This is a genomic window from Pseudomonas sp. GM48 (assembly GCF_000282335.1).
Lineage (GTDB): Bacteria > Pseudomonadota > Gammaproteobacteria > Pseudomonadales > Pseudomonadaceae > Aquipseudomonas.
In genome coordinates this window covers 1-13,030 of the sequence record NZ_AKJM01000149.1, presented here as the reverse complement: position 1 = coordinate 13,030, position 13,030 = coordinate 1, and the positions used below count along the sequence as shown (strand labels likewise).

Here is a 13,030-nt window from a genome sequence, read left to right as displayed (position 1 = left end):
TAAGTGGCCGTGACCGCAGCAACGGATATGTACACGGTCAACAAGAGACAGGTCGGCTGGCAGGCCGCCTTCGCGAGCAAGCCCGCTCCCACAGGATCGAGTACACCCGACAAATTCCGGTCGGTAATCGCCCAACAAAAATGCCCCGATCTCTCGACCGGGGCATTGGGTTTCAGTGCAACTTATATATAAAGCGTTGAAGCCTTAGTGCGATACCGCCCCACTCGCCCCAAGCCCCGTCTGCGAACGAACAAACTGCGGGAAGAACAGCGCCCGCTCATTGTCAGCCGCAATGGACTTGTCGGTAACCGAGAAGAACCAGATCCCGACAAAGGCAATCAACATCGAGAACAGCGCCGGGTACTCATACGGGAAGATGGCTTTCTCGTGATGCATGATCTGCACCCAAATGGTCGGGCCAAGGACCATCAGGCCTACAGCACTGATCAGGCCCATCCAGCCGCCGATCATCGCACCGCGGGTGGTCAGCTTCTTCCAGTACATGGAAAGCAGCAGCACCGGGAAGTTACAGCTCGCCGCGATGGAGAACGCCAGGCCCACCATGAACGCGATGTTCTGGCTTTCGAACAGAATGCCCAGAACGATGGCCAACACACCCAGGGCAACGGTGGTGATCTTCGAAATGCGAATCTCATCTTTCTCGTTGGCCTTGCCCTTCTTGATCACGCTGGCATACAGGTCATGGGACACCGCCGAAGCACCGGCCAGGGTCAGACCGGCAACTACCGCCAGAATGGTCGCGAACGCCACGGCCGAGATGAAGCCCAGGAAAATGCTGCCACCGACCGCGTTGGCCAGGTGTACCGCCGCCATGTTGTTACCACCGAGCAACGCGCCGGCCGCGTCTTTGAAGGCCGGGTTGGTGCTGACCAGCAGGATCGCGCCGAAACCGATGATGAAGGTCAGGATGTAGAAGTAGCCAATGAAGCCGGTTGCGTACAGCACGCTCTTGCGGGCTTCCTTTGCGTCACTCACGGTGAAGAAGCGCATCAGGATGTGCGGCAGGCCCGCAGTACCGAACATCAGTGCCAGACCAAGGGAGAACGCCGAGACCGGATCTTTCACCAGGCCGCCCGGGCTCATGATCGCCTCACCTTTAGGGTGAACCTTGATGGCCTCGGAAAACAGCACGCTGAAGTCGAAGTTGACGTGTTTCATCACCATCAGCGCCATGAAGGAAGCACCGGAAAGCAACAGAACAGCCTTGATGATTTGCACCCAGGTAGTCGCCAGCATGCCGCCGAACAACACGTAAAGGCACATCAGCACGCCCACCAGAATCACCGCTACGTGATAGTCGAGGCCGAACAGCAGCTGGATCAGCTTACCGGCACCCACCATCTGCGCAATCAGGTAGAACGCCACCACCACCAGCGAACCACAAGCGGACAACGTGCGGATCTGGGTTTGCCCGAGGCGGTAGGACGCCACGTCGGCAAAGGTGTACTTGCCCAGGTTACGCAGGCGTTCGGCAATCAGGAACAGAATGATCGGCCAACCCACCAGGAAGCCGATCGAATAGATCAGCCCGTCATAGCCGGACGCGAACACCAGTGCGGAAATCCCCAGGAACGAGGCGGCCGACATGTAGTCGCCGGCAATCGCCAGGCCGTTCTGGAATCCGGTGATCTTGCCACCCGCCGCATAGTAGTCCGCAGCCGACTTGTTGCGCTTGGAGGCCCAGTACGTAATGCACAGGGTTGCACCCACGAACACAACGAACATCAGGATCGCGGCGACGTTGAGGGGTTGTTTGTGCACTTCACCGGTCAGGGCGTCAGCCGCCCAGGCGCCCGGTGCAAAAGCCGCGATGCTCAATAGAGCCAGTAGACGCCGGATCATTGCTGAGCCTCCTTGAGAATCAGATTGTTCAGGTCGTCAAACTCGCCGTTGGCACGTCGTACGTAGATGCCGGTGAGGACGAAGGCCGAAACAATCAGCCCGACGCCAATCGGTATGCCCCAGGTAATCGAAGACTCGGGACTGATTTTCGTCCCCAGCACTTGCGGCCCGTAGGCAATCAAAAGGATGAATGCGGAGTAAAGCCCAAGCATGATCGCCGAAAGAATCCAGGCGAATCGTTCCCTCTTGCTAACCAGCTCCTTGAAGCGCGGGCTGTTTTGAATCGAGAGGTAAATGCTGTCGTTCATTGTTTTTATCCTCGCAGCACAGATTTAGTTGGAACGGTATCCACTCTATGCGGCTGCGGGGCAGGTTCCAGACGACCTTAGTCTTAGAACCCCTGTGGCGAGGGAGCTTGCTCCCGTTGGACTGCGCAGCAGTCCCATATGGGGCCGCTGCGCAGCCCAGCGGGAGCAAGCTCCCTCGCCACACAAGTAATTTGCAGAATCCAGAAACGACAAAGCCCGCCTGGCAATCACTCCAGGCGAGCTTGTAAAGCGCAACCAGGCGCTTGATCGAAGTTTATTTAGTCCAGTCAGCAACACGCTCAGGGTGTTTGGCGATCCAATCCTTCGCCGCCGCTTCAGGCTTGGCACCATCCTGGATCGCCAGCATGACCTGACCGATTTCGTCTTTGGAGGCCCACTGGAAGTTCTTCAGGAACTTGGCCACTTCCGGCGCCTTGGTACCCAGTTCTTTGCTGCCGATGCTGTTCACGGTTTCAGCCGCGCCGTACACGCCTTTCGAGTCTTCGAGGAAACGCAGTTTCCACTTGGCGAACATCCAGTGCGGCACCCAACCGGTCACGGCAATGGATTCGTTTTTCTTCTCGGCACGGGTCAGCTCGGCAATCATGCCGGCACCGGAACTGGCCTTGAGTTGATAACCGGTCAGGTCATAGTCCTTGATCGCCTGATCGGTCTTGAGCATCACGCCTGAACCGGCGTCGATGCCAACGATGCGATTCTTGAAGCTGTCGTCGGTTTTCAGGTCCTCGATGGTCTTGGCTTTAACATACTCCGGCACGATCAGGCCGATTTTTGCGTCCTTGAAGTTCGGGCCGTAATCGACGACCTGATCCTTGTTCTTCGTCCAGTATTCGCCGTGGGTCACCGGCAGCCAGGCCGACAGCATGGCGTCGAGTTTGCCAGTGGCCACGCCCTGCCACATGATCCCGGTGGCAACGGCTTGCAGCTTCACGTCATAACCGAGTTTCTGCCTGATCACTTCGGCAGCCACGTTGGTCGTGGCAACACTGTCCGACCAACCGTCGACATAACCGATCGTCACTTCTTTGCTGGCGGCACTGGCCACGGTAGAACTGATCGCCAGCACCAAAGCGGCACCTGCGCCCAAGAGTCGTCGCATCTTCATCGTTACTTCCCCGAAAGTGCTGCGCTCGACGGATGCCGAGTCGCTTAAACGTATTGTTATGGTGCACAGCGCCCCCATCACGCCTCACAGCAAACTCGTCCAAACATCAGCGGAGTACTGACGCCCTCGATAATCAACCTGACGCTCGTCACGACCTGCTCTGCGAGCGACCTCAAGCCATCGAGAAACGACATCAGAAAGCCATTAATCCGCACCACCCCCCCCCCTCTCCCTGCCAATCCGCCCGAACATTGCATGTCAAAATCATGCAGGCCACCAAGCACGCGGTAAATGCAGGTAACATGCGCCGCTTTGCTCCCACACGGCCTGACCATGCCCGCGACATCCCGCTTCCCTTTTGCAGCTTATCTATTCGCTTGCCTGCTGGGGCTGTTTGCCCTTGGCGGCTTCTGGTACGGCCTCGGCAAACCGGTGATCCTGCCGGACGTGGCCAGCGCAACGCACAAGCTGCAATGCGCGTCCTACACACCGTTCGACAAGGATCAATCGCCGTTCGATGTGCCATTCAACTTGCGCCCCGAGCGTATGGATGCCGACCTCGCGCTGCTGACCAAAAGCTTCGAATGCATCCGCACCTATTCCATGACCGGCCTCGAAGCCCTGCCGGGCCTTGCGCGCAAGCACGGCTTGAAGCTGATGATCGGCGCCTGGGTCAACAGCAACCCGGTGGACACCGAGAAAGAAGTCGACCTGCTCATCGCCTCGGCCAATGCCAACCCGGATGTGGTGAGCGCGGTGATCGTCGGCAACGAAACCCTGCTGCGCAAGGAAGTCACTGGCGCGCAATTGGCGAAGCTGATCAACAAGGTCAAAAGCCAGGTCAAGCAGCCTGTCACTTATGCCGACGTCTGGGAGTTCTGGCTCAAGCATCCGGAAATCGCCCCCGCCGTGGACTTCCTGACCATCCACTTGTTGCCGTACTGGGAAGATGATCCGTCGAACATCGACGCTGCCTTGCAACATGTGGCCGAAGTGCGCCAGGTGTTCGGCAACAAATTCGCTCCCAAGGATATATTGATCGGCGAAACCGGCTGGCCCAGCGAAGGCCGCCAGCGCGAAACAGCCCTGCCGAGCCGGGTCAATGAAGCCAGGTTCATTCGTGGTTTTGTCGCCATGGCCGAGCAACAGGGCTGGCACTACAACCTGATCGAAGCCTTCGACCAACCGTGGAAGCGCGCCAGTGAAGGTGCGGTCGGGGGTTACTGGGGGCTGTTCGATGCCGATCGCCAGGACAAGGGCGTGCTGGCCGGTCCCGTGACAAACGTCCCGTACTGGTCGCAATGGCTGGCGGCAGGCGGGCTGATTTTCATCGGCACGTTGCTGCTCGGTGGCCGGGTTCGTACGACGCGCTCGGCACTGGTACTGCCCTTGCTCGGTGCATTGGCGGCCTGCTCGATCGGCGCCTGGGGTGACCTGGCGCGGGTGACCACGCGTTTTACCAGTGAATGGCTATGGGTCGGATTGCTGACCGCTCTGAATCTGCTGGTGCTGGCCCACGCTGCGCTAACCTTGAGCCCTCGTACCGGTTGGCGCGAGCGTGCTTTCAACTTGTTGGAGCGCCGTGCTGGCTGGCTGGTTGCAACGGCAGGTTTCGCGGCCGCTGTGATGATGCTGGAGCTGGTGTTCGATCCGCGTTATCGCAGCTTCCCGAGCGTGGCGTTCATCGTGCCGGCGATGGTGTATCTGTGCCGTCCGGTGAGCGTGCCGCGTCGGGAGATTGCCCTGCTGACCTTCATCATTGGCGCCGGCATTGCGCCGCAGTTGTTCCGTGAAGGCCTGCAGAACCAGCAAGCCTGGGGCTGGGCGCTGGTGAGTGTGTTGATGGCGGCGGCATTGTGGCGTTGCTTGCGGATTCGCAAGGTTTAATTTTCATCAACCTTGCTGGCCTCTTCGCGAGCAAGCCCGCTCCCACAGGGTTCTTCAGCGAACACAAAATTTGTGTGCGACAAAGATCAATTGTGGGAGCGGGCTTGCTCGCGAAGGCTGACTATCAGGCGCTACGGGAAGCCCTGACCAACCGCAACCCCGCAATCACCACCGCAAACACCGCCAGCGTGGTGTTGTACAACGCCAGCGCCGGAAACCCGAACACCAGCGCCAGCACCGCCAGCCACCAGCCTGCCCGCCCCGGCACGACAAAACTGATGATCGCCGCGCCCAGCGCAGCCCAGCCCAGAACCGCGAAATGAATCATCAGCCCCAGGTTCGAACGCACCTGGCATTCCCAACGGCTTGCCTCATCCACGCAAATGCCGACCCACTGCGCATCCTCCATGAAGCCATATCGCGCGCCATAACTGGCGGCCAGCCAGACAGGCAGCAAAACAAGCAGCAAAATCACGGGCAGACGACGGGACATGAAGCACTCCAATTGGCGAAAAACGGCGGCCAGCTTAATCGCCCGAAAGCGTTTCGCAAGCGTTAACAACAGTTAACTGGCCATTCAATCGCAGCAAAGTGTATCGTCCGGCTACTATTACTTCGAAATTAGGCCAGTTTGGTGCCGAGGGTTGGCACTTTGGCGCAGATCCGGTGGTCATAGCCTGCGAAACTCCTTCGGCACCTTCCTCTAAGGGATTTAGTCATGCTCCGTTCCTTGCGCTTCGCCGCCTTGTTTGGCGGCCTTATATTGAGTGCGTCCGCACTGGCAGTCGATATTGATGCCGCCAGTTATGGCTACCCCCTGACTAATCCGTTCGAGGCAACCATCGCGACCACGCCGCCGGACTTGCGTCCGGAGCTACCTCTGGACGATGACATTGATCAGGCGGTGCGCAGCGTCACCTTACGTCCGGAGCGGGCGTTCGAATTGCCGGACAATTTCTGGGCAGTCAAGAAACTCGACTACCGCATTGCCACGCAGGATCACGCCGCGCCGCTGATTTTCCTGATCGCCGGCACCGGTGCACGTTATGACAGCAGCCTGAACGAATACCTGAAGAAGCTCTACTACAAGGCCGGTTACCACGTGGTACAGCTGTCATCGCCCACCAGCTATGACTTCATGAGTGCCGCATCACGTTTCGCCACGCCGGGGGTTTCCAAGGAAGACGCCGAAGACATGTACCGGGTGATGCAGGCCGTGCGGGCACAAAACCCGAAAGTGCCGGTCACCGATTACTACCTGACCGGGTACAGCCTCGGTGCACTGGATGCGGCCTTTGTCGCGCACCTGGATGAAACCCGCCGCAGTTTCAACTTCAAGAAAGTCCTGCTGCTCAACCCGCCAGTCAACCTTTACACCTCGATCACCAACCTCGACAAGCTGGTACAGACCGAGGTCAAGGGCATCAACAACAGCACCACGTTCTATGAACTGGTACTGAACAAACTGACCCGCTACTTCCAGCAGAAGGGCTACATCGACCTCAACGACGCCCTGCTCTACGACTTCCAGCAGTCCAAGCAGCACCTGACCAACGAACAGATGGCCATGCTGATCGGCACGTCGTTCCGTTTTTCGGCGGCCGACATTGCCTTCACCTCGGACCTGATCAACCGTCGCGGCCTGATCACCCCACCCAAGTTCCCGATCACCGAGGGCACCAGCCTCACGCCATTCCTCAAGCGTGCGCTGCAATGCGACTTCGACTGCTACATCACCGAACAAGTCATCCCGATGTGGCGCGCCCGAACCGACGGCGGCAGCCTGCTGCAACTGATTGACCAAGTGAGCCTGTATGCACTGAAGGACTATCTGCACGACAGCCCGAAAATCGCCGTCATGCACAACGCCGATGACGTGATCCTCGGCCCGGGTGACCTGGGTTTCCTGCGCAGGACCTTTGGCGATCGCCTGACCGTTTACCCGCACGGCGGCCATTGCGGAAACCTTAACTACCGCGTCAACAGCGACGCCATGCTGGAGTTCTTCCGTGGCTAAATACCTCCTGCTCTTCGCAGCGTTACTCTGTGCAGGCGTCGCCAATGCCGACAACAGCAAAGCCAATGCCCCTGTGGTCATCGACAGTGACGGCTTCAAGGAACCGCTGAGCAAACTCAAATTCAACCCGGGCCTGGACCAGCGCGAGTTCGAACGTTCGACGCTCAGCGCACTGGCCGTCTACGATCCGCTGGAAGAGTGGAACCGGCGCGTCTATCACTTCAACTACCGCTTCGACCAATGGGTGTTCCTGCCGGTGGTCAATGGTTACCGCTACGTCACCCCGAGCTTCCTGCGCACTGGCGTCAGCAACTTCTTCAATAACCTCGGCGACGTGCCGAACCTGTTGAACAGCCTGCTGCAGCTCAAGGGCCAGCGCTCACTGGAAACCACCGGACGCCTGCTGCTTAACACCACCATTGGCATCGCCGGCCTGTGGGACCCGGCGACTGCCATGGGCCTGCCGCGCCAGAGTGAAGACTTCGGCCAGACGCTGGGCTTCTACGGCGTACCGGGCGGCGCTTACTTCGTCTTGCCGATCCTCGGTCCGTCCAACCTGCGTGACACCGGCGGCCTGGCGGTGGATTACACGGCCGAGAATGCAATCAACTTCCTCAACGTGGCCGAAGTCAGCTCCAACCATCCGGAAGTCTGGGTCCTGCGCAGCATCGACAAGCGCTACCAGACAAACTTCCGCTATGGCCAGATGAACTCGCCGTTCGAGTACGAGAAAGTGCGTTACGTCTATACCGAAGCGCGCAAGTTGCAGATTGCCGAGTAAACCCGGCAGCAATAAAGCAATGTGGGAGCGGGCTTGCTCGCGAAAGCGGTGTGTCAGGAACCTTTTTGGTGACTGACATACCCTCTTCGCGAGCAAGCCCGCTCCCACATTTGTTAGGCGGTGTCTTCAGCCTTTCAGCGCTTTCCAGATTTTGCTGACTGCCATGACTCCAACCAACACCGCCGCCCCCGCCACAATCCCCGCCACGCCATTGAGTAACACCGGCACGATAAATCCGCCGCCACCCGCCGCCGCACCGACACTTTCGATCCAGTGATGCACCGCCGGCACACCGTGCGTGAGAATCCCGCCGCCGACCAGGAACATCGCCGCCGTGCCGATCACCGACAGGCTCTTCATCATGTACGGTGCCGCACGCAGAATGGCGCCGCCGATGCTTTTCGCCATCTGCCCGGGTTTCTGCGTCAACCACAGGCCAAGGTCGTCGAGCTTGACGATACCCGCCACCAGGCCATAGACGCCGATGGTCATGACGATTGCGATCCCCGACAAGACGATGATTTGCTGGGTCAATGGAGCGCCGGCCACGGTGCCGAGGGTGATGGCAATGATTTCTGCCGAAAGAATGAAGTCGGTGCGGATCGCGCCTTTGATCTTGTCCTTCTCGAACGCCACCAGGTCGATCGCCGGGTCAGCCACCGCCTCGACCAACTGCGCATGGTCGGCGACGTCTTCAGCCTTGCTGTGCAGGAACTTGTGGGCGAGCTTTTCAAACCCTTCGAAGCACAGATAGGCACCGCCGACCATCAACAGCGGTGTGACCAGCCACGGAATGAACGCACTGATCGCCAATGCCGACGGTACCAGGATCAATTTATTGATGAACGAACCCTTGGCGACCGCCCAGACCACCGGGATTTCCCGCTCAGCACGCACGCCACTGACTTGCTGGGCATTGAGTGCCAGGTCGTCACCGAGTACGCCGGCGGTTTTCTTGGCGGCCATTTGGGTCATCAATGAGACGTCATCCAGCACGGCCGCGATGTCGTCGATCAGTACCAGCAAACTGCTTCCTGCCATGAATCGGGTTTCCTTCTGCAATAAATGCGCAGCAGCATAGCGCGGCATCACGGGCTGCGGTGCATTCTTGAGCGCCGCGCGAGGCCGGTGATACCATGCGCAACCGCCAGAACAGGCAAGGAATCACCGGGTTTATGAGCACTATCCGCGAGCGCAACAAACAATTGATCCTGCGTGCCGCCAGTGAGGAGTTCGCCGACAAAGGCTTCGCTGCGACCAAAACCAGCGACATCGCAGCCAAGGCGGGATTGCCCAAGCCCAACGTCTACTACTACTTCAAATCCAAGGAAAACCTCTACCGCGAGGTTCTGGAAAGCATCATCGAGCCAATCCTGCAGGCTTCGACACCGTTCAATCCGGACGGCGAACCCGGTGAAGTGCTCAGCGGCTACATTCGCTCGAAAATCCGCATCTCCCGCGACCTGCCTTTCGCCTCCAAGGTGTTCGCCAGCGAAATCATGCACGGCGCCCCGCACCTGAGCGCCGATCTCGTCGATCAGCTCAATGGCCAGGCCAAACACAACATCGAGTGCATCCAGACCTGGATCGACCGCGGGCAAATCGCCCCCATCGACCCCAATCACCTGATGTTCAGCATCTGGGCCGCGACCCAGACCTACGCCGACTTCGACTGGCAAATCACCGCCATCACCGGCAAGGCCAGGCTGGATGAAGAAGATTACGAAGCCGCTGCACAGACGATTATCCGGTTGGTGCTCAAGGGGTGTGAGCCGGAGCGGTAGACCGCATCAAGGCTATTCGCGAGCAAGCCCGCTCCCACAGGGAATTTGCAACACCATAGATCCAATGTGGGAGCGGGCTTGCTCGCGAATGGCGGCAACTCGGTTTCAGATCAAACCCAGATCGCATCCCACAACGGATAATCGCCCAGCTTCTGAACCAACCCAGCCCGCAATGGGTTAGCCACAACATATCGAGCCAGCTTTACCAGATCCTCTTCTTTTCTCAGCGCATGGTCATGAAAACTCTGCTGCCAGAGACTCCCCGTTCTGCCAGTTGCACTGTTGATTGCACGAGTACTCAATGACTTCGTCTGGCACATCAGTTGGCTGAGCGATCCTTTGTTCAACTGAATCAACCAGTGAAAATGATCCGGCATGACCACCCAGGCCAACGACTCAGCAAATCCCTCACTCTGCGCTTGCCTGAACTGATGCACCACCAACCTGCCCAAGGGGTAATCCCTGAAAACGGGCTCTCGCTTTATTGTGTTGGCCGTCAGTAGATAGATACGATTTTGCTCGGCGTAGCGGCCGATGCGCAGGCGGTGTGAAGCTGACAGCTCAGGCATTCCTTTGCCCCTCTAATGGATGAACTCCAGAAAAGGCTAGATCAGCGAAGACAGAATGGCGGGACAGACTTTTAGCTGGATGTGTCTGGGAGATTGCTTTCGCGAGCAAGCCCGCTCCCACAGGGGATTTGCAACACCATAGATCCAATGTGGGAGCGGGCTTGCTCGCGAAAGCGATAGTTCAGTCAGCGCAGATCAAGCCGCTACCCCAGCATCCGCCACCAACCCCAACGCCTCGATGGCAGTGATCGCGCACTGCTCGTCAACATCCGACAGATCGCCGCTGATCCCCACCGCCCCCAGCACGTTGCCGTCCTGATCGCGAATCAGCACACCACCCGGTGCCGGGACCACGCTGCCCTGCCCGAGGCTATTCAACGCGGCGATAAACGCCGGGCGTTGCTGGGCGTCCAGTGCCAGCAGGCGTGAACCTTTGCCCAGGGCGATGGCACCCCAGGCTTTACCGATGGCGACGTGCGGGCGCAGCAGGCTGGCGCCGTCTTCGCGTTGCAGGGTGATCAGATGCCCGCCGGCATCCAGTACTGCGATGGTCAAGGGTGCCGCGGCGATTGCACGCCCGGCGGTGATGGCCTCGTTGACCAGGTTGACTGCGACTTTCAAGGTTAAAGCGCTCATGGTGCCGTCCTCATTTTGTTTTTCGGAAAGCCGTTGGGCTGCGCCGTTGTGCCGCAGCTCGATGCAACAAATAGAACACAATGAATTATTTTTTTGTATACAATAATTATCGAAAAGCGCCACATGCGACGAAAAGCCACAGCAGATCAGGCTTCCGACGAATGAAACAAGCGCTTGAGAAAATGGATTGACCTGCGCCGTCCGCCGTGAATACACTCTGCGCAAAGCCACTTGTATACAATTACAAAACGTAAAGAGGCACAAAACCATGAGCAAAATGAGAGCAATCGAAGCCGCCGTTCTGGTGATGCGCCGTGAAGGGGTCGATACCGCTTTTGGCATCCCGGGTGCCGCCATCAACCCGCTGTACTCCGCCCTGCAAAAGGTCGGCGGCATCGATCACGTACTCGCTCGCCACGTTGAAGGCGCCTCGCACATGGCCGAGGGCTACACCCGCACCAAGGCCGGCAACATCGGCGTGTGCATCGGCACTTCCGGCCCTGCCGGCACCGACATGGTCACCGGGCTCTACAGCGCCTCGGCCGACTCGATTCCAATCCTCTGCATTACCGGCCAGGCACCCCGCGCCCGTATGCACAAGGAAGACTTCCAGGCTGTCGATATCACCAGCATCGTCAAGCCAGTGACCAAGTGGGCGACCACTGTTCTGGAACCAGGCCAGGTGCCTTACGCGTTCCAGAAAGCCTTCTATGAAATGCGCTCCGGCCGTCCAGGCCCAGTGCTGATCGACCTGCCGTTCGACGTTCAAATGGCGGAAATCGAATTCGACATCGACGCCTATCAGCCTCTGCCACTGGCCAAACCGAGCGCTACCCGCGTTCAGGTGGAAAAAGCCCTGGCCATGCTGGACCAGGCCGAGCGTCCATTGCTGGTGGCCGGTGGCGGCATCATCAATGCCGACGCCAGCGACCTGCTGGTTGAGTTCGCTGAACTGACCGGTATTCCGGTGATCCCGACCCTGATGGGCTGGGGCACCATCCCGGACGATCACCCGCTGATGGTGGGCATGGTTGGTTTGCAGACTTCGCACCGCTACGGCAATGCCACGATGCTCAAATCCGACGTTGTGCTCGGCGTGGGCAACCGTTGGGCTAACCGCCACACCGGTTCGGTCGATGTGTACACCGAAGGCCGCAAGTTCATTCACGTCGACATCGAACCGACCCAGATCGGCCGCGTGTTCACCCCGGACCTGGGTATCGTTTCCGACGCCGCTGCCGCGTTGACCGTGTTCATCGAAGTCGCTCGCGAATGGCAAGCCGCCGGCAAACTGAAGAACCGCAGCGCCTGGCTGCAAGACTGCCAGCAGCGTAAAGCCAGCCTGCAGCGCAAGACTCACTTCGACAACGTGCCGGTCAAGCCGCAGCGTGTGTACGAAGAGATGAATCAGGTGTTCGGCAAAGACACCTGCTACGTCAGCACCATCGGCCTGTCGCAGATTGCCGGCGCGCAGTTCCTGCACGTCTACAAGCCGCGCCACTGGATCAACTGCGGTCAGGCAGGCCCTCTGGGCTGGACCATTCCGGCAGCGCTGGGCGTGGTCAAGGCGGATCCGAACCGTAAAGTCGTGGCCCTGTCGGGGGACTATGACTTCCAGTTCATGATCGAGGAATTGGCAGTGGGTGCGCAGTTCAAGCTGCCGTACATCCATGTCGTGGTGAACAACTCGTACCTGGGTCTGATCCGCCAGGCACAGCGCGGTTTCGACATGGACTACTGCGTGCAGTTGTCCTTCGACAACCTGAACGCGCCGGAACTCAACGGCTACGGTGTGGACCACGTCGCGGTGGCCGAAGGCCTCGGCTGCAAGGCACTGCGCGTATTCGAACCGGCTCAGATCCAGCCTGCCCTGCGCAAGGCCCAGGAACTGATCGAAGAGTTCAAGGTTCCGGTGATCGTCGAAATTATCCTGGAACGTGTGACCAACATTTCCATGGGCACCGAGATCAACGCCGTCAACGAATTCGAAGACCTGGCGCTGGTCGGCGACGACGCACCGACTGCGATTTCGTTGCTGGACTAACTGCTGACCGCTCCC

12 protein-coding genes are annotated in these 13,030 nt (G+C 58.9%); 5 read left to right on the top strand and 7 right to left on the bottom strand.

Translation table 11 applies throughout. The features are described 5' to 3' along the window. Positions 1-204: 204 nt before the first annotated feature. From PMI28_RS02920 to PMI28_RS02930, 3 genes are all read right to left on the bottom strand, one after another. Complete coding sequence (locus tag PMI28_RS02920) at positions 205-1,863, bottom strand: cation acetate symporter (protein ID WP_007991799.1); 1,659 nt, start codon at positions 1,861-1,863, stop codon at positions 205-207. Further along, positions 1,860-2,171: a DUF485 domain-containing protein gene (locus tag PMI28_RS02925; protein WP_007991797.1), complete on the bottom strand. Its 312-nt coding sequence runs from the start codon at positions 2,169-2,171 to the stop codon at positions 1,860-1,862. Before PMI28_RS02925 ends, PMI28_RS02920 begins: the two co-directional genes overlap by 4 nt. A gap of 274 nt (positions 2,172-2,445) precedes the next feature. Continuing rightward, positions 2,446-3,297 (bottom strand): glycine betaine ABC transporter substrate-binding protein, encoded by an 852-nt coding sequence (locus PMI28_RS02930; protein ID WP_033052380.1) that lies wholly within the window; start codon positions 3,295-3,297, stop codon positions 2,446-2,448. Positions 3,298-3,588: 291 nt separating this feature from the next. Between PMI28_RS02930 and PMI28_RS02935 the strand changes: the two genes are divergently transcribed. Continuing rightward, positions 3,589-5,184: a glycoside hydrolase family 17 protein gene (locus tag PMI28_RS02935; RefSeq protein ID WP_007991793.1), complete on the top strand. Its 1,596-nt coding sequence runs from the start codon at positions 3,589-3,591 to the stop codon at positions 5,182-5,184. Between the two features lie 124 nt (positions 5,185-5,308). Here PMI28_RS02935 and PMI28_RS02940 read toward each other — a convergent pair whose 3' ends face one another. Continuing rightward, a complete protein-coding gene (locus PMI28_RS02940) occupies positions 5,309-5,677 on the bottom strand; it encodes a hypothetical protein (protein ID WP_007991791.1) in 369 nt (122 codons plus the stop codon). Between the two features lie 225 nt (positions 5,678-5,902). On the opposite strand from PMI28_RS02940, the gene PMI28_RS02945 reads away from it, so the two are divergent. Next, entirely contained in the window at positions 5,903-7,201 is a 1,299-nt protein-coding gene (locus PMI28_RS02945; RefSeq protein WP_007991789.1) for a serine protein kinase PrkA, read from the top strand. Beyond that, positions 7,194-7,982, top strand: a complete 789-nt coding sequence (locus PMI28_RS02950) for an MlaA family lipoprotein (RefSeq protein WP_007991786.1) — start codon at positions 7,194-7,196, stop codon at positions 7,980-7,982. Before PMI28_RS02945 ends, PMI28_RS02950 begins: the two co-directional genes overlap by 8 nt. Positions 7,983-8,108: 126 nt before the next feature. Here the strand turns inward: PMI28_RS02950 and PMI28_RS02955 are convergent, their stop codons facing one another. After that, the gene (locus PMI28_RS02955; RefSeq protein ID WP_007991785.1) at positions 8,109-9,023 is read right to left on the bottom strand and encodes a DUF808 domain-containing protein; all 915 of its coding nucleotides are present in this window, start codon (positions 9,021-9,023) and stop codon (positions 8,109-8,111) included. A gap of 134 nt (positions 9,024-9,157) precedes the next feature. On the opposite strand from PMI28_RS02955, the gene PMI28_RS02960 reads away from it, so the two are divergent. After that, a complete protein-coding gene (locus PMI28_RS02960) occupies positions 9,158-9,766 on the top strand; it encodes a TetR/AcrR family transcriptional regulator (protein ID WP_007991783.1) in 609 nt (202 codons plus the stop codon). Between the two features lie 110 nt (positions 9,767-9,876). Here PMI28_RS02960 and PMI28_RS02965 read toward each other — a convergent pair whose 3' ends face one another. Next, positions 9,877-10,335: an REP-associated tyrosine transposase gene (locus tag PMI28_RS02965; protein WP_007991781.1), complete on the bottom strand. Its 459-nt coding sequence runs from the start codon at positions 10,333-10,335 to the stop codon at positions 9,877-9,879. Between the two features lie 195 nt (positions 10,336-10,530). Beyond that, entirely contained in the window at positions 10,531-10,971 is a 441-nt protein-coding gene (locus PMI28_RS02970; RefSeq protein WP_007991780.1) for a GlcG/HbpS family heme-binding protein, read from the bottom strand. A 268-nt stretch (positions 10,972-11,239) separates the two neighbouring features. On the opposite strand from PMI28_RS02970, the gene gcl reads away from it, so the two are divergent. After that, the gene (gene gcl, locus PMI28_RS02975; RefSeq protein ID WP_007991778.1) at positions 11,240-13,015 is read left to right on the top strand and encodes a glyoxylate carboligase; all 1,776 of its coding nucleotides are present in this window, start codon (positions 11,240-11,242) and stop codon (positions 13,013-13,015) included. Positions 13,016-13,030: the final 15 nt, after the last annotated feature.

Bases quoted from the DNA above. Each gene is read 5' to 3' on its own strand.
- gcl (WP_007991778.1), top strand. From the start codon at position 11,240: ATGAGCAAAATGAGAGCAATCGAAGCCGCCGTTCTGGTGATGCGCCGT.
- PMI28_RS02940 (WP_007991791.1), bottom strand. From the start codon at position 5,677: ATGTCCCGTCGTCTGCCCGTGATTTTGCTGCTTGTTTTGCTGCCTGTC.
- PMI28_RS02935 (WP_007991793.1), top strand. From the start codon at position 3,589: ATGCAGGTAACATGCGCCGCTTTGCTCCCACACGGCCTGACCATGCCC.
- PMI28_RS02930 (WP_033052380.1), bottom strand. From the start codon at position 3,297: ATGAAGATGCGACGACTCTTGGGCGCAGGTGCCGCTTTGGTGCTGGCG.
- PMI28_RS02955 (WP_007991785.1), bottom strand. From the start codon at position 9,023: ATGGCAGGAAGCAGTTTGCTGGTACTGATCGACGACATCGCGGCCGTG.
- PMI28_RS02965 (WP_007991781.1), bottom strand. From the start codon at position 10,335: ATGCCTGAGCTGTCAGCTTCACACCGCCTGCGCATCGGCCGCTACGCC.
- PMI28_RS02960 (WP_007991783.1), top strand. From the start codon at position 9,158: ATGAGCACTATCCGCGAGCGCAACAAACAATTGATCCTGCGTGCCGCC.
- PMI28_RS02920 (WP_007991799.1), bottom strand. From the start codon at position 1,863: ATGATCCGGCGTCTACTGGCTCTATTGAGCATCGCGGCTTTTGCACCG.
- PMI28_RS02925 (WP_007991797.1), bottom strand. From the start codon at position 2,171: ATGAACGACAGCATTTACCTCTCGATTCAAAACAGCCCGCGCTTCAAG.
- PMI28_RS02945 (WP_007991789.1), top strand. From the start codon at position 5,903: ATGCTCCGTTCCTTGCGCTTCGCCGCCTTGTTTGGCGGCCTTATATTG.
- PMI28_RS02970 (WP_007991780.1), bottom strand. From the start codon at position 10,971: ATGAGCGCTTTAACCTTGAAAGTCGCAGTCAACCTGGTCAACGAGGCC.